This is a genomic window from Amycolatopsis cihanbeyliensis, from assembly GCF_006715045.1.
Taxonomy (GTDB): domain Bacteria; phylum Actinomycetota; class Actinomycetes; order Mycobacteriales; family Pseudonocardiaceae; genus Amycolatopsis; species Amycolatopsis cihanbeyliensis.
The window spans coordinates 456348-475904 of sequence record NZ_VFML01000001.1; the positions used below are offsets into that span (position 1 = coordinate 456348).

Consider the following 19557-nt stretch of genomic DNA (forward strand, 5'->3'; position numbering starts at 1 on the left):
GACTCGCGGCCGGGTGTGGCAGGCTGTGCCGGTGACCGCACCGCTGGCCCTGCTCGACGCCGCGAGCATGTACTTCCGTTCGTTCTACGCCCTTCCGGACTCGCTGACCGCTCCGGACGGCACCCCGGTGAACGCCGTGCGCGGGTTCACCGACACGGTGGCCAGGATCCTCGCCGACCGTCGACCAGGACGGCTGGTCGCCTGCCTGGACGCGGACTGGCGGCCACAGTTCCGAGTGGACCTGTTACCCAGCTACAAGGCGCACCGGGTAGCCGAGACCGGTGATGTGGAGGTCGTCCCGGACGCGCTGAGCCCGCAGGTGCCGATCATCCTCGAGGTGCTGGAGGCGGTCGGGCTGGCCACCGCCGAGGCGGCCGGGTACGAGGCCGACGACGTGATCGGCACCCTGGTGGCGCGGGAGTCGACCGACCCGGTCGAGGTGATCAGCGGCGACCGCGACCTGTTCCAGCTGGTACGCACCGAGCCGAGCCCGGTCACCGTGTACTACCTCGGCAAGGGCTGGAACAAGGCGGAACCGCTCGGCCCCGCGGAGATCGCCGCCAAGTACGCGGTGCCGGAAGCCAACGCCGGCCCGGCGTACGCCGACATGGCCGCCCTGCGCGGCGACCCCTCGGACGGGCTACCCGGGGTCGCCGGGATCGGCGAGAAGACCGCGGCGAAGCTGATCAGCCAGTTCGGCTCGCTGGAGGCGCTGATCGGCGCCGCGGCCGAAGGTGATCCGCGGGTGCCCCCCAAGACCCGACTGCGGCTCGCCGAGGCGGCGGAGTATCTCGCCGTGGCGCCCACCGTGGTCCAGGTGGCGCCGGACGCCCCGGTGGAGTTCTCCCGCCCGGATCGGGTGCCGGCCGCGCCCACCGACCCGGAGCGCGCGCTGGAACTCGGCGAGCGGTGGAACCTCGGCGGTTCGGTGCAACGGTTGCTGGACGCCTTCCCCGGCTGAGCACGCCGGACCCCAGAAAGCCCTGAACGTGGCGTTAGCGACGTCAGATGTCCCAGATGTGCCGTTCGCAACTCTGAGCGTCCGGAAAGCCACGTTCAGGGCACACCCCGGCGGGTGGCTAGTGGGGTGCGCTGACCTCGTACTCGGCGTCCTCGCTGGTGACCGTGATGGTGACCGTCTTGGGCTCGCCCGCCACCCGCACCGCGCATTCGAAAGTGCTGCCGACCTCGACCGGCCGGCCGGAGGGACAGCTCACGTTCGTCACGTCCGCCAGCCCGTAGCTCTCGGTGAGCACCTTCCGCACCGACTCCTGCATGGCCTGCCGGTCGAACACCGTCGGCAACGGCGAGTGCGTGGTGGTCGTGGCCGGCGTGCTGTCGCGGCCGCTGCTGGCCGAGTTCGCGCTGGTGGTGGAACTGGCGGCCGGCGTCTCCTGCCCACCGTCCTCGCCGCTTCCCTGGTCACAGCCCGCGCCCAGCAGCACGCCGGCGACCGCCAGCAGCAGCACTACACGCAACCGCACGCCCGCACCCCGACAGTTTGATCGTCAACAGGTCAGAAGAAGGTACCGCACCAGGCCGCCCGGCGCGTCGCGAACAGGCTGTCCGCGGCCACCACGGCCGCCGGGTCGGCGACCTCGATCCGCCCGGCCTCGGCCAGCGCCGAGGGGCGCCAGCCACCGAGGTAGATCATCGCGAGGGTGTCCACGTTCAGCCGGAGTCCGGCGGGCGTCGTCACCTTCGACACCTCCCCTGCCGACACGAGGTAACGCCCCGAGTTGCTTTCCAGCAACGGGTCCACCACCTCCAGCACCACGGTTCCCTGCCCGCGTTCCCGCGCGCGCAACGCCCCGGGCACGTCCACCAGCCGCAGCCAGATGTCGTCCCCGGCACCGGTGGCCCGCACCGCGCGGGGGTCGGTGAACAGCAGTTCGGCGTACTCGTCCCGGGGGCGCGCCGAGGCCTCGATCTCGGCCACCAGGTCCACCCCGAGCAGGTACCGCCAGATACCGGCGAAGGCGGAGAACGAGCCGTAGTGGAAGTCGATCAGCTTGAGCACGGCCCCGTGCCGCGGGTCGGACCGATCCACCTGGTAGACGGCGTACCCGTCGGCACCACCGGGGCCATGGTGGACAGCCACGGTGACCGGATTCTCCGTACGCCCCATGAACACGCCGCCCGCGGGCCACCAGTACCGGCCGCGGGTCATCATTCCCGGCCAGCGCGGCGCCAGGTCCCGGTACACGGCCGGCAACCACTCCAGCGCGGTGTCCAGGTCGAACAGCTCGACCTCGCCGCCGAGGGGGAGGTCCGGCCGGGGCACCGCCCGACGCCGATCCACCGTGTAGGAGCGGCTCGTGGTGGCGATCCCGTAGCCGAACCGGCCGTAGATCAGGCCTTCCGAGGCGACCAACCCGGCGACCGGCACCCCGCGTTCGGCCAGGTCGGTGAGCTGGGTGTGCATGAGTTCGGTCAGCACACCCCGCCGCGTGCGGTTGGGCCGTACCGCGACGCCGGTCACCGCCGCCATCGGTACCCGGTCGCCGCCGGGCAGGACGAGCTCGGAATCGAAGAACCGGGCGGTGCCGATGAGCGTGTCGTCGAAGACGCCGAGCGTGTTGCCTTCCTGGTAGGCGCCCCGGACGCGTTGCCAGTCCTCCGCGGAGGCGGGCGGGGCATGCAGGCCGTGCCGGAGCAGGTCGTACGCGGCGCGCAGGTCGTCCTCGCCCCGCAGCACCTGGACGGTGTGATCACTCATGGTGGCCATAGTGGTCGCCACCGGGCGATGGCGGCCACCGGTTTACTGCGGCATCGCGACCTCGTACTTGCCTTCCGCCTCGTCGACCACCGTGATCGAGACCTTCTGCTGCTGACCACCGATCGTGATGTCGCATTCGAAGGTGTGCCCCTCCTTGACCGGCTGGTCGGCCGGGCACGACACGCTCTCCACCGTGCCCTGGACGGGATAGTTGTCGCTGATCACGCCCGGGATGTCGCGTTCCATCGCGGCGTTGTCGAAGGTCTTGCCCGGCATGGCCCACCCCGGCCAGACGAACAGGGCCACCGCGGCCAGCGCGACCACGACGACCACTCCGCCGATGGTGAACCACAGTCCCTTGTTCGACTTGCCGGGCTGGCCACCGGGCGGTGGGCCGTACCCGGGCGGACCGTAGTCGAACTGGCCTGGCTGGCCCGGCTGGCCGTAGCCGGGAGGAGGTTGCTGCTGGCCGTAGGGAGGCTGACCGTACCCGGGCGGTGGCTGCTGCTGCGGGTACCCCGGTGGGGGCTGCTGCCCGTAGCCAGGGGGCGGCCCGTAACCGGGAGGCGGCTGGCCCGGCTGCTGGCCATAGCCCGGTTGGCCGTAGCCCGGCTGTGGTTGACCCGGTTGACCAGGTTGGGCGGGCTGGCCGGGGAAGCCACCGGAGGGTGGCCCCGAAGGATCTCCCGAGCCGTAGGGTTGTTGCCCCCACTGCTGCGGGTCGTTTCCTCCGTACGGCGTGCTCATCGTTCGTCGCCTCCGCCAGTAGATGTCAGGTCGTGCGAAATCCAACCACAGAGGGTGGTTCCGCACACGTAAAGGCCATCACGTTTCACCCGCCGCGACAACACCGCGCCGCAGCGAACGCACCGCATCCGCCGCGGCGGCGCCGACCGGGCTCTTCTTGCCCAGCACGTCCCGGATCTGGTCGAGCAGATCGATCACCTGCCGAGACCAGCGCACGAAGTCCCCCGCGGACAGCTCCTGCCCGTTGGCCTCGGCCGAGGTGAGCACCTTCTCCAGCGACTCGCCGCGGGCCCAGCGGTACACCGGCCAGGCGAACCCGGCGTCCGGCTCCCTGGTCCGGTCGAGCCGGTGCCTGCGCTCGTCCTCGGCCAGCTCCGACCACAACCGCACGGTCTCCTGCCACGCCTGGGGAACCGATCCGGAAGGCACGCGGGGCTCCCCCGCCGCGTCCCTGCGCGCCTCGAAGACCAGCGCGGACACGACGGCGGCGAGCTCGGGTGGCTTGAGCCCGTCCCAGACCCCGTGCCGGATGCACTCGGCCGCCAGCAGGTCGGACTCGCTGTACAGCCGGGCGAGCCGCTGACCGTGCTCGGTCACGCTGGCTTTCGTCTCCCCGTCCTGTTCCTCCTCGACCAGGTACCCGCGCTCGGTGAGCAACGCCCGGATCCGGTCGAACGCCCTGGCCAGCGAGTGGGTCGTGGCGGCGACCTTGCGCTCGAGTTGCTCGGTCTCCGCGGTGAGCCGCTGGTACCGCTCCACCCAGCGCAGGTTCGCCTCCCGCTCGGCGAGGCCATGGCAGGGATGCGCCCGCATGGCCCGCCGCAGGTCGGCCAGCTCCTCGTCCTCGTTCGCACCGGAGCGCCGCCGCTGCCGGCCCGGCTTGCTGATCCCGGTGTTGCGCAGGGTCGAGGCGATATCCCTGCGCGTCTTCGGCGAGCGCAGCTCGACATGTTTGGGCAGCCGGACCCTGCCGAGTGCCTCCACCGGCGCCGGGAAGTCCGATACCGACAGCGGGCCGGACCAACGATCCTCGGTCACCACCACGGGACGCGGCTCGTGCAGCGGATCGAGACCGGGGTCGATCACCACCGCGAGCCCCGCCCTGCGGCCCGCGGGCACCGCGATCACATCACCCCTGCGCAGCTGCTCGAGAGAACGGCTGGTCTGCGCCCTGCGGGCGGCGCTGTTCTGCTTGGCCAGCGCCTTCTCCCGATCCGAGATCCGCTTCCTCAGCTCGGCGTACTCGAGCATCTGCCGGAAGTCGCCGGTAACGGCCTCGGCGTAGCCGTCGAGCGCTTCCCTGTTCCGCTCGATCCGGCGTGCCGTGCCGACCACCGACCGGTCGGCCTGGAACTGCGCGAAGGACTGCTCCAGCAGCTCCCGTGCCTGCGCCGCGCCGAGCTGCGCGACCAGGTTGATGGCCATGTTGTAGCCGGGCCGGAACGAGGAGCGCAGCGGGTAGGTCCTGGTCGAGGCGAGCCCGGCCACCTGTTTGGGGTCCACACCCGGCTGCCAGAGCACCACCGCGTGCCCCTCGATATCGATACCGCGCCGGCCGGCCCGCCCGGTGAGCTGGGTGTACTCACCGGGGGTGAGGTCCACATGGGCTTCCCCGTTGTACTTGACCAGCCGCTCCAGCACGACGGTGCGGGCAGGCATGTTGATCCCGAGCGCGAGCGTCTCGGTGGCGAACACCGCCTTCACCAGGCCCCGGACGAACAGCTCCTCGACGGTCTCCTTGAACGCGGGCAGCAGGCCGGCGTGGTGCCCGGCGACCCCGCGCTCCAGTGCCTCCCGCCACTCCCAGTAGCCGAGCACCCCAAGATCGCCCTCGGGCAGGTCCGCGGTGCGCTCGCGCACGATGCGGCGGACCTCCTCGACCTCCTCCGGGCTGTTCAGCCGCAGGCCGGAACGCACGCACTGCCCGACAGCGGCGTCACAGCCCGCCCGGGAGAAGATGAACACGATCGCCGGCAGCAGACCCGCGCGATCGAGCCGATCCACCACCTCGACCCGGGACGGCGGGCGGAACCGGGGGCCACGCGACTGGCCCTTGCGCCCGCGTGGGCCACGGATCCCCGCGGGTGCGTGCAGCCTGCCGACCTCCTCGGTGCGCCGCAGCAGGGCCGGGTTGATCCGGCTCTCCTGGTCCCCGTGCTCGCCCTGCTTGGTCGCGAACAGGTCGAACAGCCGGTTCCCGACGAGCATGTGCTGCCAGAGCGGCACCGGCCGGTGCTCGTCCACCACCACGGTGGTGTCCCCCCGGACGGTGATCAGCCACTCGCCGAACTCCTCGGCGTTGCTGACGGTCGCGGAAAGGCCGACCACCCGCACGTACTCCGGCAGGTGCAGGATGACCTCCTCCCAGACCGCGCCACGGAACCGGTCGGCGAGGTAGTGCACCTCGTCCATGACCACGTACCCGAGGTCGGTCAGGGTGGACGACCCCGCGTAGAGCATGTTGCGCAGTACCTCGGTGGTCATCACGACGATCTGCGCGTTGCCGTTGATCGAGGTGTCCCCGGTGAGCAGCCCTACCGTGTCCGAACCGTAACGCTCGGTGAGGTCACCGTACTTCTGGTTGGACAGCGCCTTGATCGGCGTGGTGTAGAAGCACTTGCGGCCCTCGGCGAGGGCGAGGTGCACGGCGAACTCGCCGACCACCGTCTTGCCGGCACCGGTCGGCGCGCAGACCAGCACGCCGTGCCCGCCCTCGAGGGACTCGCAGCCCTGCCGCTGGAACTCGTCGAACTCGAAGGACGCCTCGGCCGCGAACCGGGTCAGCTGCGGGTACGCGGCGCGGCGCCGGAAGCCCGCGTAGGCCTCGGCAGGGGAGGGTGAAGTGGATGAGGCCACGACGTCAGGGTTCCATATCCGCGGCGTGCTCCGCATGCGGTGGTCATTTTCCCGGGCCGGGAAGCGAGCCGAGCGGTTCCACGGCGTACCGCTCACCCCACCGGCGCAGTCGCGCCACGATCGGTTCCAGGCTGTGCCCGAGGTCGGTCAGCGCATACTCCACCTTCGGGGGCACCTCCGGGTACACCGTCCTGCGCACCAGGCCGTCGGTCTCCAACTCGCGCAGCTGGCGGGTCAGCATCCGCTGGGTGATCCGCGGCATGCTCCGCCGCAGCTCGCCGAACCGGTGGGTGCCGCCGCGCAGGTGCTCGACGATCACCAGTTTCCACTTGCCGCCGAGTACCTCCAGTGCCACCTCGACCGGGCAGTGCTCCGCCGTGTTCCGCACGCTGTCGCGCATGTGTGCCCGTCCTCATTCCGCCCTGACCTGCGTTAGTATACGAATCGACACTACGCTACAACCAACGGGGTACATGTCGTACGTATCCTACCGGGGGCGCTCCCGCTCGAAGGCCAACAACTCCTCGGCGAAGGCGCGGGGGTTGTCCTCGGGCGAGAAATGCCCCGCCTGCGGGAGGAACCGCAGTTCCGCGCCGGGCAGGGCCGCGGCCAGCTCCCGGGCCTTCTCCCGCGGGAACCAGGCGTCGTGGTCACCCCACAGCAGGCGCACCGGCACCGACAGCTCCGCCAACCGCGGCACCAGCGGCGCCGCGAGGTCCTCGTCGTAGCGGGCGACCGCCCGCCAGTACGCGGCGACACCCTCGGCGCCGCGCCAGGGCGCGAGGTACCCCTCGAAGATCTCCGGGTCCAGCGGCCGGTAGGTCGTCTGCGCGAGGTGCGCCGCGATCATGCCCTCGGCGATGTGTACCGGAAGCTGCCGCATCGTGCCCTGGTTCTCCCGCGCGAGGCGGGAGAAGTCGGTGACGAAAGGCGGGATCACCGCCGCGTCGGCGAACACGAACGCGCCCACCTCCAGGCCGTGGAAGACGTGCGCGCGCAGCGCGAAGATCGGCGCGAAGTCGAAGGCCACCACGGTCGGCGCGGCCAGCCCCCAGTGCTCGAACAGCTCGGGCAGCCTGCGAGCCTGCTCGTCCCAGGAGATGTTCTGCCCCGCGAACCGCGCCGAGCTGCCGAAGCCGGGCCAGTCGAACACGTACACCCGGTGCCGCGGCGCGAGGTGCTCGACCACGTTACGCCAGATGTAGGACCAGTTCGGCGTGCCGTGCAGCAGCACGATCGGCGGACCCGCGCCGAAGGCGTCCCAGCGGATCTCGCCCTGCGGGGAAGTGAACGTTCGGCCCAGCTGCCAGTCGGTCATGGCGGCCTCCTCGTGATCCTCGTATTCGGCGCATCGAACACCACGATCATGTCCGGCCGCGCTGACCTGCACGAGTGTCGTTGCCGCCCATCTTCATTAAGATCTCGCCATGACCGCTCCCACCGTGTCCGTGCTCGCCTACGAGGGCATGTCCTCGTTCGAGACCGGCATCGTCATCGAGATCTTCGGCCTCGTGTGGCCCGAGCTCGAGCTGGACTGGTACCGGCTCAGCGTCTGCGCGGAACGACCGGGCTCGGTCAGCGTGCTCGGCGGCGCCACCCTGTCCACCCCGCACGGCCTGGATACCCTTGCCGCCGCGCAGACCGTGATCATTCCGAGCGTGTCCGACGTGACCGCCGAGCCCAGCCCGGAACTCGTCGCCGGCCTGCGCCTGGCCCACCAGCGGGGCGCCCGGATCGTCTCGATCTGCTCCGGTGCCTTCGCACTGGCCGGGGCCGGCCTGCTGGACGGCCGCAGGGCCACCACACACTGGCGCTACGCCGACCTCCTACGCCGCCGGTACCCGCGGGTCCAGGTGGACCCCGGGCCGCTCTATCTCGATGACCGGGACGTGCTGACCAGCGCCGGTTGCGCGGCCGGCCTGGATCTGTGCCTGCACATCGTCCGGCAGGACCACGGCGCCTCCGTCGCCAACGCCGTCGCCAGGCGGCTGGTGGTCCCGCCGCACCGGGACGGCGGGCAGGCACAGTACATCGAGAGCCCGGTACCCGCCCAGGCCGAGGACGACCGCGTCGCCAGGAGCATGACCTGGGCGCTGGAGCACCTCACCGAACCGATCACCGTGCGGACACTGGCCCGCCGGGCGTCCATGTCCACCCGCACCTACCTGCGCCATTTCGCCAGGTGCACCGCGACCAGCCCGATTCGCTGGCTGATCCAGCAACGAGTGCAGGCCGGCCTCGCCCTGCTGGAAACCACCGACGCCCCCGTCGAGGAGGTCGCCAGGGCGGTCGGATTCGACAACGCGATCACCTTCCGGCACCACTTCACCCGCGCCATGCGCACCTCCCCCTCGGCCTACCGCAGGACCTTCCGCACGGACAAGGGGTACTGACGAGGGCCGTGTGCGCGGGCGTAGCGGATCGGGTTCCTCCGGTTCATCTCCGTTCGGCCCGCATGACAAGGCCATCGGGCAGCAGGGTCGTCGCGGCCAGCGGACGCACCGGGTGACCTGGCAGCGGGCGTAGCCGCCAGCTTCCGGCCAGCGTGGCCAGTGCCAGCGTGGTCTCGATGAGCGCGAACTGGTCGGCGATGCACTTGCGCACACCCCCACCGAACGCGAGGAACGCCTCCCGCGATGGCCCCGCCGCGCGCTCCGGCAACCAGCGGTCGGGATCGAACCGGTGCGGGTCATCGAACACGGCCGGGTCGTGCTGCACGATGTACGGGATGACGAGTACCGGGCTTCCCGCGGGTACCCGGTAGCCGCCCAGCTCGACGTCGGCGACCGCGCGGCGGCTGATCATCCAGGCAGGCGGGTACCGCCGGAGCACCTCGGAGATCACCCTCGCGGTCAGCCCGAGACGTGGCAGGTCGTCGTAGGAAGCCGACCTGCCACCGAGCGCCTCGTCGACCTCGGAGTGCAGCCGCGCCCCGAGATCCGGATCGCGGCCGAGCTCGTGGAACGCCCAGGCCAGCGTATTGGCCGAGGTCTCGCCTCCGGTGGCGAGCATGGTCATCACCTGGTCCCGGATCTCCGTCTCGGAAAGGGTGTCTCCGGTGTCCGGATCCCTGGCCGCGAGGAGGGTGGCGAGCATGTCGGCGTCGTCGACGCCCGACCCGCGGTAGGTCGCGATGGCGTGCGCGACAGCGCCGTGCAGCCTGGCCAGCAGCCGGGCGTGACGCCGGTTGCGCGGTGTCGGCACCCGGCCGGTCAGTGCCCTCACCGGGTTGAACATCCGGCGCTGCACCTCGCGCAGCCCGAGCGGGAAGTCGCGGCGGAACTCGGCGTGCAGCGTGCCGAGCGAGGAGGGCAGGAGCGCCCGTGCGGTGATGCCGAGGAGCAGCCCGTACATCTCGGTGCGGACATCGAGATGCTGGCCTTCGCGCCAGGTGTTCGACAGCTCCTCGACCTCCTGCCGCATGGCCTCGGCATAGCCCGCCATCCGGCTCCGGTGAAAGAAAGGCTGGAGAAGTAACCTTTGTCTGCGGTGGGTCTCCCGCTCCGAGGTGAGGAGGCCATTGCCGAGCAACACGCCAAGTTGGGCACCGGCCTCGCCCTTGTCGAAATGGCGGGCCTGCACGACCAGCACCTCGCGGGCCATCTCGGCCTCGGTGACGACGTAGGCCGTCCGGGGGCCGAACTTGAGCCGCACCACGCTGCCCTGCCGGCGCAGCGAGTCGAGAAACGCCAGCCGGCGATCACGACGCATGTGCGGCAGGTGGCCGAGCGCTGGGAGCCTACCCGAGGCGACCGGGGGAGCAGACATGCCGACCACCCTTCAGCTCAGGACGGTGAGTGCGTCCGGTACGCACCGCGCCGTCAGCGGCAGCCCACCGAACGGCTCACCGTCGGCGTAGCCCGGCCAATCCGCCCCGGACAGTGTCACCTCCCGCGCCCGCAACGTGTGTACCGCCGGATGCTCGGCGTGACGACCGGAGCGCAGCCTTGGCAACACCCGCGCCAGGTCCCGCTTGCGCACCCCGCCGACCACCGTCAGGTCGAACAGCCCGTCCCGTGGGTTCGCCGCGGGGCAGATCGGAATCCCTCCCCCGTACCAGGGCGTGTTGCCGACGGCCACCAGCACCGCCGCCAGCTCCAGCCGCTCGTGCTCGGTATGCACGACGATCTCCGCCGTGCGAAACGCCGCGAGCTCGGCAAGCACGGCAAGGTCATAGCGGCGCGGCCCGCTCGGCCAACGCAGCCTGTTCGCCCGCTCGGTGACGCCCGCGTCGAAACCCGAGCACAACACCGTGCCGAACCAGGTGTCCGCCACCCGGCCGAGGTCGATCCGACGTCGGCGACCCTCCCGGATGGCCGCCACCACCGCGTCCACGGCGGCCAGCGGCTCCTGCGCCACACCGAGCGCCCTGGCCAGGTCGTTCCCGGTTCCGGACGGCACCAGCCCGAGCGCCACCCCGGTACCGGCGCAGAACTGGACCGCCTGGTGCGCCGCCCCGTCCCCGCCGAGCACCACCAGCACGTCCAACCCCTCGGCGTGCGACTCCCGCATCAGCGCGCGGGACTCCTCGATGTCGCGTGCCACCAGCAGGTCAAGCCGGTCCACACCGGCGCGGAGCCGGTCGGCGACGGTTCCGGCGATCCGCGCCGCAGCGCCACGCCCGGAGTCCGGATGGACGGCCAGCGCCGCATGTACACCCATAACCCGGCTCAGGTGATGTCGTCGGTATTCGCCGAGGCGTCACTGCCCTTGCCGCCGGCGGAGCCACCCTTCCCGCGGCGGGACGCCGAGGCCTCGGGCTCGTCCGGCTCGTCGATGCCGCTCGGCGTGTACTCGAACGGGGCCGCCTCGTCATCGGCGAGACCGTCCCAGCCCTCTTCCCTGCGCTTGCGCTCCAACTTCCGGTCGTGCAGGCGGGCAATCTGGATAGCCAGCTCGCAGAGCAGGACCAGCGCCACCGCGAGCGCCAACATGGAGAACGGGTCGTTACCCGGTGTCGCGAAGGCCGCGAACACGAAGATCCCGAAGATGATGCCGCGCCGCCAACGCTTCAGCTGCTCGTACTTGAGCACACCGACGCGGTTGAGCATCACCACCAGTAGTGGGAACTCGAAACTGACGCCGAAGATCACCAGCACCGAGAGCATGAACGAGATGTACTTGTCACCGGCCAACGCGGTGGCGAACTGGTCGCCACCGAAATTTCCGACCAGGAAACGCAACGCGGTCGGCACGACCAGGTACGCCAGTACCGCGCCCCCCGCGAACAGCACGCTGGCGAACGCGACGAAGGTCGTCGCGTACTTGCGTTCCTTCGAGTACAGGCCGGGAGCGATGAAAGCCCAAAGCTGGTACAACCACAGCGGCGCCACCAACACCATGCCGCCGGCGATACCCACCTTGAGCTGGATCAGGAACGCCTCGAACGGCTGGGTCTGCAACAGGGTGCAGCCACGCCCCTCGAACTCGATCCGTACGTCCTTGGGCAGGGCGCAGTAGGGCGCAGTCAGCAGATCGCCCAAGGACGGGATGGGGCCTACGCTGACACCGAACCAGATGAACCCCAGGATGCCGCCGCCCAGCACGGCGAGCATCGCGTACGCGAGCCGCCTACGGAACTCGTAGACGTGCTCGATCAACGTCATCGTGCCGTCGGGATTGTACCGTCGGCTGCGCCTGCGGCGCGTGCTTCCACGCCGCTCACGCTTGTCGGAGGCAGGGTCTGCCACGCCGAGTCCCGTTCTTGGTCAGTAAAGGATGGGAAGAACCGTCCCGGCGACCAGGCGCCGCCGCCGGGACGGCCTCAGTGCGCGTTCTTCGAAGCCGAGTCCGCGGACGCGGGCGCCTGCTGCTTCTTCAGCTCGTCGAGCTGGCGCTGCAGGTCGGCCACTTGCTGGTCGGTGCCATCCTTCGCCCCGGACTGTGGCAACTGCTTGCTCTCCGGCTCCACGACCTCGGCGTCCGTGGGCTCTTCCGAGGTGGCCTTGCTGCCCTTGTCGTCCGAGCCGCCGCCCCCGCGCATGTCCTTGGTCTCGGCCTTGAAGATCTTCATGGACTTGCCGATGGACCTGGCCGCGTCCGGCAGCTTCTTCGCACCGAACAGCAGGATGACCACAAGCGCCACGATAGCCAGATGCCACGGCGTCAGGTTCGCGAACATCCTGGCCTCCTCTCTCTCACCCACGGATTCTACGTTGGTTTCCACCCCAGTTGGACACACCTTCGAAGGTTCAGCCCTGCTCCGAGACCAGAACCTCGTCGAGGTCCCCGCGACGCTGGGTCATCGCTACCCGCAACGCCGCGGTCCTGGCGCGCAGCAACCCGGTTCGATCCGTGGTATCCGCCACCACCATGCTCGCGGCGCGGTCGAACCGGCGCAAGACCTTGGCCACCCGAAAGGTCACCACGGCGAGGACGCACACCCCGAACGCGACCAGCACCAGACTCAGCACGTACAGCACCAACCCACCGTACTGGTCCTAGGTTGACGTGAGATGACGAGCCCTGGCCAGCGCGCCGGCGGCCCGGTGACGGATCGTCTCGGCCAACTCCCGAGGCCGCTCGACCCGAGCGTTCCCACCCAGGCTCAGCACCAACCGCACCATCCAAGACTCGTCCCCGTAGCCCATCCGGATCCGCAGCCTGCCGCCATCCAGCTCGGCGAGCTCCTCACACGGGTAGTACTCGGCCACCCAGCGGGCGTCCGGTTCCAGCACCAGCTCGGCCTCCGGCTGACCGGGACGCGGCGCGTACACCCCCTCCGAAAGGTCCGTCGGCTCGGCGTGCGCGGGCGGCGACGCCGCCTCGTCCAACACCTCCAACCGATCGATCCGGTCCAGCCGGAACAGCCGTACCCCTTCCGCCCGGCGGCACCACGCCTCCAGGTAGCTGATCGCCTGCACGATGAGCAGCCGCATCGGGTCCACGGTCCGATCGTTGATCTCGTCCTTGGACGCGGTGTAGTAACGCATCCGCAGCGCCCGGCCGGAGCGCAGTGCCCGCTGCACCATCTCCCTGGTCCGCGCGGTCCCCGCGGCCTCCCGCACGCCGAGGCCCACCACCACCCCGGACGGCTGGCCGGCGCCGGCGGCCGCCTCGATCTTGGCGATGGTCCGCTGCACGGCCTCGGTGTCCACCACCCCGGGAGTCTCGGCCAGCGCCCGCAGCGCGACCAGCAGCGCCGTGGCCTCCGCCCCGGTCAGCCGCAACGGCCTGCGCATCCCCGCGTCGTAGGTGACCGACACCGTGTCGCCCTCGAAGGAGAGGTCGATCAGGTCACCGGGCCCGTAGCCGGGCAGCCCGCACATCCACAGCAGCTCCAGGTCCTTGCGCAGCTGTTGCGGGGTGACGCCGAAGTCCCTGGCGGCCTCCTCGATCTCGATCCCCGGCCGGGCCAGCAGGTAGGGAACCAGAGCCAGCAGCCGCGGCATCCGCCCCGTCGAACCCGTGCTCATGCCTTCTTCTCCGCGACCCTGCGCGAGGCCTTCGGCCGGAAGCACGCTCCGTGGTCACCCTGAGCGCCGCGGCTCGACACCGTGCTACTCACGATTTCTCGACCTGTTCCAGCCGATCCTGCACGGCCTTGGCCAGCACATCCGGCTCCAGAACGAGCACATCCGGACCGTGCCCGGCGATCCAGTCCGCCGCGCCTTCCGGGGAGTACAACTCGACCTCGCCCACATCCCCCGGCACACCGGCCACGGTGAGCCGGTCGACCAGCGTGACCCGGCGCCGTATCCCCGCCGCACGCTCATCCGCGATCCACAGCCGAGCGGTCGCCACCGGCGACTGGTCCTGCTGTCCCCCGGTACCCGCCACGAACTCCAGCAAGTTCACCTCGGCCGGCTTGCGCACCATTCCCGGCTTGCCGACCGTGCGCACCTCCCCGCTGATCCTGGACAGCCGGAAGCAGCGGGGCGCATCTCGCTCCCGATCGTGCCCGACCACGTACCAGCGGGCCTTCCAGGACACCACGCCCCACGGCTCCATCGTGCGGGTCCTGCGCTCGGCGGAACCGGCGCGCCGATACTCGAATCGCACCGCCCTGCCCTCCTGCACGGCGGCCACCAGCGGCGCGAAGGCCGGCTCGGTACGGACCCTCGGCTCCACCACGGTCTGCGCGCAGGCATCCACCTCCACCCCGGCAGCCCTGAGCTTCACCAGCGCGCCGTTGGCCTCACCGGTGAGCTCGGGCGAATCCCACAGCCGTACCGCCAACCCGACCGCGGCCGCCTCGTCCGGGGCCAGGTCGATATCGCCGAGCTCGTAGTCCCTGCGAGCAATCCGGTACCCCTCGACCGTGTCGAAACCCGAGTTACGACCGGTCTCCAGCGGGATCCCGAGCTCACGCAGCTCGGTCTTGTCCCGCTCGAACATCCGGGAGAACGCCTCGTCCGTGGCCGCGCCGGCGTATCCGGGCACGATGCCGCGAATCCGCTCGGCAGTGAGGTACTGCCGAGTGGACAACAAGGCGAGCACCAGGTTGACCAGGCGCTCGGCGCGCGCGGTGGACACCCGACAACCCTAGCTCGCTCCGACTCCGCCGCTGCGGAGGTCCCCACCCCGCGCGTCGAACTCACGAGCGACGCACGGCCGTTCACAGGCTGCTGATCAGGCGTTCCACCCGCTCATCGACCGCACGGAACGGGTCCTTGCACAGCACGGTGCGCTGCGCCTGGTCGTTCAGCTTCAGATGCACCCAGTCCACCGTGAAGTCGCGACCCGCCTGCTGCGCCGCCGCGATGAAGTCACCCCGCAGCTTCGCCCTCGTCGTCTGCGGCGGAGTGTCCTTGGCCAGCTCGATCTCCCCGTCGTCGGTCACCCGCTTCACCAGGCCCTTACGCTGCAGCAGGTCGAAAATCCCGCGACCACGCCGGATATCGTGGTAGGCGAGGTCGAGCTGCGCCACCCGCGGGTTGGACAGATCCAGGTTGTTCCTGCTGCGGTACCGCTCGACCAACCGGTACTTGATCGCCCAGTCGATCTCCGTGTCGATCTTGCTGAAGTCCTGCTGCTCCACGGCGTCCAGCGCCCTACCCCACAGCTCGACCACCCGCTCGGCGGTCGGGCCGGAGTCGTTGGTCTGCACATGCTGCACCGCCCGAGCGTGGTACTCACGCTGGATCTCCAACGCGGAGGCCTCCCGGCCACCCGCGAGCCGGATCTGGCGGCGCCCGGTCATGTCGTGGCTGATCTCCCTGATCGCCCGGATCGGGTTGTCCAAGGTGAAGTCCCGGAACTGCACGCCCTGCTCGATCATCTCCAGCACGAGGTTCGCCGCACCGACCTTCAGCAGGGTCGTCGGCTCGGCCATGTTCGAGTCACCCACGATCACGTGCAGCCGCCGGTAACGCTCCGCGTCGGCATGCGGCTCATCCCGGGTGTTGATGATCGGCCGCGACCGGGTTGTGGCGCTCGACACACCCTCCCAGATGTGTTCCGCCCGCTGGGAAAGGCAGTACACCGCGCCGCGCGGGGTCTGCAGCACCTTGCCTGCCCCGCACATCAGCTGCCTGGTCACCAGGAAGGGCAGCAGCACATCCGCGATCCGCGAGAACTCCCCCGCCCTGGTGACCAGGTAGTTCTCGTGACAGCCGTAGGAGTTGCCCGCGGAGTCGGTGTTGTTCTTGAACAGGAAGATGTCGCCGCCGATGCCCTCGTCCGCCAGCCGGCGCTCGGCGTCCACCAGCAGGTCCTCGAGGATGCGCTCCCCCGCCTTGTCGTGCGTGACCAGCTGGGTCAGGTTGTCGCATTCGGCCGTCGCGTACTCCGGGTGCGAGCCCACGTCCAGGTAGAGCCGGGAGCCGTTGGAGAGGAACACGTTCGACGAGCGCCCCCAGGACACCACCCGCCGGAACAGATACCTGGCCACCTCGTCGGGCGACAGCCTGCGCTGCCCGTGAAAGGTGCAGGTGACCCCGAACTCGGTTTCGATCCCAAAGATCCGCCGCTGCATCCCACCAGGGTAGGCGCTCGACCCCAACCGGCGGACGGCCGTTCGGGCGGGACACGCCGTCAGCTACGTTGCTTTTCGTGTTCAGGCGTGTCACGAAGCCACTCAGGAAGGTCGGCAAGGTCGACCACAGACTGATGATGCGCAGCGCCGCACTGCCGAGGACCAGGGCGGACTCGCTGCTCTGGACGCTCAGCCGGGCCGCCAACAAGTCGCAGCTGTGGTGGTTCATCGGCGGCGCGCTCGCCCTCCGTCGCGGGTCCGCCCGCCGCGCCGCCCTGCGTGGTGTGGCGGCCATCACCGGGGGGAGCGTCACCGCGAACCTGCTCGGCAAACCCCTTTTCCCGCGCCGCCGCCCGGCCGCCGAGCTGGTGCCCGAGCACCGCAGGCTGATCCGGCAACCCACCTCCTCGTCCTTCCCCTCCGGGCACGCCGCCTCCGCCGCGGCCTTCTGCACCGCGGTGGCCATGGAGAGCCCGGTCACCGGCCTGGCCATCGCGCCGCTGGCGGCCGCCGTCGCCTACTCCCGCGTGCACACCGGGGTGCACTGGCCGAGTGATGTCGGCGCGGGCGCACTGCTCGGCATCGCGGTCGGCCTCGGCACCCGGCACTGGTGGCCGCTGCACCCGGACAGCCCCGCCCGCACCGCGCACCAAGCCGAGGCGCCGGTCATGCGCGACGGCGAGGACATGCTCGTCCTGGTCAACCCCGGCTCCGGATCCGCCGACGAGGACCCCAGCGACGAGGCGCGGTTCGCCTGGCCGAAGGCCATACTGGTGTACCCGGAGACCTCCAGGGACATACGCGGGCAGCTCGCCGAGGAGATCCGCTCCCGCGGGGGCGCCATCCGCGCCCTCGGCGTGGCCGGAGGCGACGGCACCGTGGCCGCGGTGGCCTCGGTCGCCGCGGAGCACGGCCTGCCGCTCGCGCTGATCCCGGCCGGCACCCTGAACCACTTCGCCCGCGACGTCGGCGTCGGTTCCATGGCGGAGGCGGACGCGGCCACCGAGGCAGGTTCGGCGCGCGGGATCGACCTCGGTGAGGTGGAGATCGTCGGGGTTGACGGCACCGAGCGCCGCTGGTTCGTCAACACCGCCAGCCTCGGCGGTTACCCGGAAATGGTGCGGCTACGGGAGACGATCCAGCAGCACCACCCGAAGTGGCCCGCGGCGCTGATCGCCATGACCAGGGCGCTACGCCGCGCCCGCCCACTGCACGTGGTACTCGGCGGCAAACCCACCAGGGTGTGGCTGGTGTTCGTCGGCAACGGCACCTACTCGCCGAAAGGCTTCGTGGCCACCAGTAGGCCCGCGCTGGACACCGGCCTACTGGACGTGCGCTACCTGCGCGCCGACGTGCCGTACTCCCGCGCCCGATTCATCCTCGCCGTACTCACCAACACCCTGCACGCCAGTCACGTCTACCGGCAGGTCGACCTGCCGGAACTGACCGTGCGGCTACTCGACGGCAACCGCAGGGTGGCCACCGACGGCGAGGTCGGCCCGCTCGGCAACGAGTTCCGCTTCCGATCCCGGCCCAGCGCTCTCACCATCTACCGCCTGTAACCCCCGAGCCACCCTTCGCCACTAGCTGTCGGCGCCGTTCTCCGGCTTCTCCTTCGCCTCCTCGGCTTCCTCGCCGTTCTTCGCACCGTTCTGCTCGTCGCCCGCGTCGTCGTCCTTGGCCGGGCCGGCAGGCAGCAGCTCGGCGAGGGCGGAACCGTTGATCCGGCGGAACGTACGCCCGGGTCGCTCCCGGTCCAGCACCGCCACCTCGAGCTTGCTGGGCTCCACGTCGCCGTTGCCACCGGAGGAGGTGGCCCGCAACCCACCGACGGCCACGGCCAGCGCGGCGGCGAGATCCATGCCCTCCTCGTAGGTCTCCTTGAGCTTCGTGCTGATGGTGTCGGCCTGCCCACCCATCACCACGTGCCGCGGCTCGTCGCCGATCGAGCCGTCGTAGGTCAACCGGTAGAGCTGGTCCTCCTCGGTGCTGCTGCCCACCTCGGCGACGCAGATCTCCACCTCGAACGGCTTGAGCTGCTCGGTGAAGATCGTGCCGAGCGTCTGTGCGTAGACATTGGCCAGCTGCCTCGCGGAGACGTCCCGCCGGTCGTAGGAGTACCCCTGCAGGTCCACATGCCGGATGCCACCCTTGCGCAGGCTCTCGAACTCGCTGTACCGCCCCACCGCGGCGAATCCGATCCGGTCGTAGATCTCGGAGACCTTGTGCAGGGTCGTGGACGGGTTCTCGGCGACGAACAGCACACCGCCGACGTACTTCAGCACGACGACGCTACGTCCCCTGGCGATCCCCTTGCGGGCGAGCTCGGAACGCTCGCGCATCAACTGCTCAGGTGAGGCGTACAGCGGCATCGTCACAGCGTTGGCTCCGCTCTGCTGGTTGGAACTGGGCTAAATCGGGATCTCACGAACGAGGGGAACGGGCAGGTGGGCGGGCTCAACCCACCCTGCCGGCCCGTTCGGTGCGGTCGGCCACTATCGCCGTGGCCGCTGCCGCCGTCTGCTCCTCGGGAACCGGAACCGCCCCCTGCTCGGCCGTGATGGTAACGACGTTCGGGTAGATCTTGCGCACCATATCCGGCCCGCCGGTCGCGGTGTCGTCATCCGCTGCGTCGTACAGCGCCTCGACCGCGGTCCGGATCGCGGCTTCGGCGTCCGCTTCCGGGTCGTACAGCTTCTTCAGCGCCGACTTCGCGAAGGTCGAGCCGGATCCGATCGCGTGGTAACCGAAGTTCTCCTCGTACCGGCCGCCGGCGACGTCGAAGGACACGATCCGCCCGGCCCGTCGCGGATCGGCGGCCTCGGGGTCGTAGCCGACGAACAGCGGCACCACGGCCAGGCCGGCCAGCGCGATCTCCAGATTCGCCCGGACCATGGTGGCCAGCTTGCTGGTCTTGCCGTCCAGGGACAGCGAGACGCCCTCGATCTTCTCGTAGTGCTCCAGCTCGACCGCGTACAGCCGCACCATCTCGAGCGCGATACCCGCCGTACCCGCGATGCCCACCGCCGAGTACCGATCGGTGACGTACACCTTCTCCATGTCCCGGTTCGAGATCAGGTTACCCATGGTGCCCCTGCGATCACCGGCCATCAGCACGCCACCACTGAACGTGGTGGCGACGATCGTGGTGCCGTGTGGCACCTCCACCTCGCCCCGACCGGCCGAGATGTCCGACCGGTTCGCGGGCAGCAGCTCAGGGGCCTGCGTCCGGAGGAAATCGGTGAACGAGGAGTTCGTCGACGACAGGTAGGCCGGCGACAGGGCGGAGCCCGACGTACCCGGGATGTTGTTCATACGT

19 protein-coding genes are annotated in these 19557 nt (G+C 70.2%); 3 read left to right on the forward strand and 16 right to left on the reverse strand.

Annotation, left to right across the window (positions count from 1 at the left end; translation table 11 throughout):
• Positions 1 to 31 precede the first annotated feature (31 nt).
• Positions 32 to 961, forward strand: coding sequence for a 5'-3' exonuclease (locus FB471_RS01745; protein ID WP_141995606.1), 930 nt, complete (start codon positions 32 to 34; stop codon positions 959 to 961).
• Between the two features lie 118 nt (positions 962 to 1079).
• Here FB471_RS01745 and FB471_RS34780 read toward each other — a convergent pair whose 3' ends face one another.
• From FB471_RS34780 to FB471_RS01780, 6 genes are all read right to left on the reverse strand, one after another.
• The gene (locus tag FB471_RS34780) at positions 1080 to 1484 is read right to left on the reverse strand and encodes a DUF4333 domain-containing protein (protein ID WP_246076202.1); all 405 of its coding nucleotides are present in this window, start codon (positions 1482 to 1484) and stop codon (positions 1080 to 1082) included.
• 32 nt (positions 1485 to 1516) lie between these two features.
• Positions 1517 to 2719, reverse strand: a complete 1203-nt coding sequence (locus tag FB471_RS01760) for a GNAT family N-acetyltransferase (protein WP_141995609.1) — start codon at positions 2717 to 2719, stop codon at positions 1517 to 1519.
• Positions 2720 to 2761: 42 nt separating this feature from the next.
• The gene (locus FB471_RS01765) at positions 2762 to 3466 is read right to left on the reverse strand and encodes a DUF4333 domain-containing protein (protein ID WP_141995610.1); all 705 of its coding nucleotides are present in this window, start codon (positions 3464 to 3466) and stop codon (positions 2762 to 2764) included.
• A 78-nt stretch (positions 3467 to 3544) separates the two neighbouring features.
• Complete coding sequence (locus FB471_RS01770; protein ID WP_141995611.1) at positions 3545 to 6322, reverse strand: DEAD/DEAH box helicase; 2778 nt, start codon at positions 6320 to 6322, stop codon at positions 3545 to 3547.
• 43 nt (positions 6323 to 6365) lie between these two features.
• Positions 6366 to 6722 carry a winged helix-turn-helix transcriptional regulator gene (locus tag FB471_RS01775; RefSeq protein ID WP_141995612.1) on the reverse strand — a complete coding sequence of 119 codons (357 nt, stop codon included), beginning with the start codon at positions 6720 to 6722 and terminating at the stop codon, positions 6366 to 6368.
• A gap of 87 nt (positions 6723 to 6809) precedes the next feature.
• Entirely contained in the window at positions 6810 to 7640 is an 831-nt protein-coding gene (locus FB471_RS01780) for an alpha/beta fold hydrolase (RefSeq protein ID WP_141995613.1), read from the reverse strand.
• Between the two features lie 109 nt (positions 7641 to 7749).
• On the opposite strand from FB471_RS01780, the gene FB471_RS01785 reads away from it, so the two are divergent.
• On the forward strand, positions 7750 to 8715 hold the full coding sequence (locus tag FB471_RS01785) for a helix-turn-helix domain-containing protein (protein WP_141995614.1): 966 nt from the start codon (positions 7750 to 7752) through the stop codon (positions 8713 to 8715).
• 43 nt (positions 8716 to 8758) lie between these two features.
• Here the strand turns inward: FB471_RS01785 and FB471_RS01790 are convergent, their stop codons facing one another.
• From FB471_RS01790 to pafA, 8 genes are all read right to left on the reverse strand, one after another.
• Positions 8759 to 10090, reverse strand: a complete 1332-nt coding sequence (locus tag FB471_RS01790) for a cytochrome P450 (RefSeq protein ID WP_141995615.1) — start codon at positions 10088 to 10090, stop codon at positions 8759 to 8761.
• A gap of 12 nt (positions 10091 to 10102) precedes the next feature.
• Positions 10103 to 10984: a diacylglycerol/lipid kinase family protein gene (locus FB471_RS01795; protein WP_141995616.1), complete on the reverse strand. Its 882-nt coding sequence runs from the start codon at positions 10982 to 10984 to the stop codon at positions 10103 to 10105.
• Positions 10985 to 10992: 8 nt separating this feature from the next.
• A complete protein-coding gene (gene tatC, locus FB471_RS01800) occupies positions 10993 to 12012 on the reverse strand; it encodes a twin-arginine translocase subunit TatC (RefSeq protein ID WP_141995617.1) in 1020 nt (339 codons plus the stop codon).
• 74 nt (positions 12013 to 12086) lie between these two features.
• Positions 12087 to 12443, reverse strand: a complete 357-nt coding sequence (tatA, locus tag FB471_RS01805; RefSeq protein WP_142001485.1) for a Sec-independent protein translocase subunit TatA — start codon at positions 12441 to 12443, stop codon at positions 12087 to 12089.
• A gap of 70 nt (positions 12444 to 12513) precedes the next feature.
• Positions 12514 to 12744 carry a bacteriophage holin gene (locus FB471_RS01810; RefSeq protein ID WP_141995618.1) on the reverse strand — a complete coding sequence of 77 codons (231 nt, stop codon included), beginning with the start codon at positions 12742 to 12744 and terminating at the stop codon, positions 12514 to 12516.
• A gap of 18 nt (positions 12745 to 12762) precedes the next feature.
• Positions 12763 to 13737, reverse strand: coding sequence for a helix-turn-helix transcriptional regulator (locus FB471_RS01815; protein ID WP_141995619.1), 975 nt, complete (start codon positions 13735 to 13737; stop codon positions 12763 to 12765).
• Between the two features lie 88 nt (positions 13738 to 13825).
• Positions 13826 to 14797, reverse strand: a complete 972-nt coding sequence (locus tag FB471_RS01820; protein WP_141995620.1) for a helix-turn-helix transcriptional regulator — start codon at positions 14795 to 14797, stop codon at positions 13826 to 13828.
• Between the two features lie 82 nt (positions 14798 to 14879).
• Entirely contained in the window at positions 14880 to 16238 is a 1359-nt protein-coding gene (pafA, locus tag FB471_RS01825; protein WP_141995621.1) for a Pup--protein ligase, read from the reverse strand.
• Positions 16239 to 16375: 137 nt separating this feature from the next.
• Here pafA and FB471_RS01830 point away from each other — a divergent pair, with 137 nt between their 5' ends.
• Positions 16376 to 17800 (forward strand): bifunctional phosphatase PAP2/diacylglycerol kinase family protein, encoded by a 1425-nt coding sequence (locus FB471_RS01830; RefSeq protein ID WP_425457016.1) that lies wholly within the window; start codon positions 16376 to 16378, stop codon positions 17798 to 17800.
• Positions 17801 to 17821: 21 nt separating this feature from the next.
• On the opposite strand, the gene prcA is transcribed toward FB471_RS01830, so the two are convergent.
• A complete protein-coding gene (gene prcA / locus FB471_RS01835) occupies positions 17822 to 18616 on the reverse strand; it encodes a proteasome subunit alpha (RefSeq protein ID WP_141995623.1) in 795 nt (264 codons plus the stop codon).
• A gap of 79 nt (positions 18617 to 18695) precedes the next feature.
• Positions 18696 to 19553 carry a proteasome subunit beta gene (prcB, locus tag FB471_RS01840; RefSeq protein ID WP_141995624.1) on the reverse strand — a complete coding sequence of 286 codons (858 nt, stop codon included), beginning with the start codon at positions 19551 to 19553 and terminating at the stop codon, positions 18696 to 18698.
• Positions 19554 to 19557 lie beyond the last annotated feature (4 nt).

Excerpts from the sequence above, each read along its gene's own strand:
- FB471_RS01795 (WP_141995616.1), bottom strand. The coding sequence starts at position 10,984 with ATGGGTGTACATGCGGCGCTGGCCGTCCATCCGGACTCCGGGCGTGGC.
- FB471_RS01830 (WP_425457016.1), top strand. The coding sequence starts at position 16,376 with ATGCGCAGCGCCGCACTGCCGAGGACCAGGGCGGACTCGCTGCTCTGG.
- FB471_RS01775 (WP_141995612.1), bottom strand. The coding sequence starts at position 6,722 with ATGCGCGACAGCGTGCGGAACACGGCGGAGCACTGCCCGGTCGAGGTG.
- FB471_RS01780 (WP_141995613.1), bottom strand. The coding sequence starts at position 7,640 with ATGACCGACTGGCAGCTGGGCCGAACGTTCACTTCCCCGCAGGGCGAG.
- FB471_RS01815 (WP_141995619.1), bottom strand. The coding sequence starts at position 13,737 with ATGAGCACGGGTTCGACGGGGCGGATGCCGCGGCTGCTGGCTCTGGTT.
- FB471_RS01760 (WP_141995609.1), bottom strand. The coding sequence starts at position 2,719 with ATGAGTGATCACACCGTCCAGGTGCTGCGGGGCGAGGACGACCTGCGC.
- prcB (WP_141995624.1), bottom strand. The coding sequence starts at position 19,553 with ATGAACAACATCCCGGGTACGTCGGGCTCCGCCCTGTCGCCGGCCTAC.
- tatA (WP_142001485.1), bottom strand. The coding sequence starts at position 12,443 with ATGTTCGCGAACCTGACGCCGTGGCATCTGGCTATCGTGGCGCTTGTG.
- FB471_RS01765 (WP_141995610.1), bottom strand. The coding sequence starts at position 3,466 with ATGAGCACGCCGTACGGAGGAAACGACCCGCAGCAGTGGGGGCAACAA.
- FB471_RS01790 (WP_141995615.1), bottom strand. The coding sequence starts at position 10,090 with ATGTCTGCTCCCCCGGTCGCCTCGGGTAGGCTCCCAGCGCTCGGCCAC.
- FB471_RS01785 (WP_141995614.1), top strand. The coding sequence starts at position 7,750 with ATGACCGCTCCCACCGTGTCCGTGCTCGCCTACGAGGGCATGTCCTCG.
- pafA (WP_141995621.1), bottom strand. The coding sequence starts at position 16,238 with ATGCAGCGGCGGATCTTTGGGATCGAAACCGAGTTCGGGGTCACCTGC.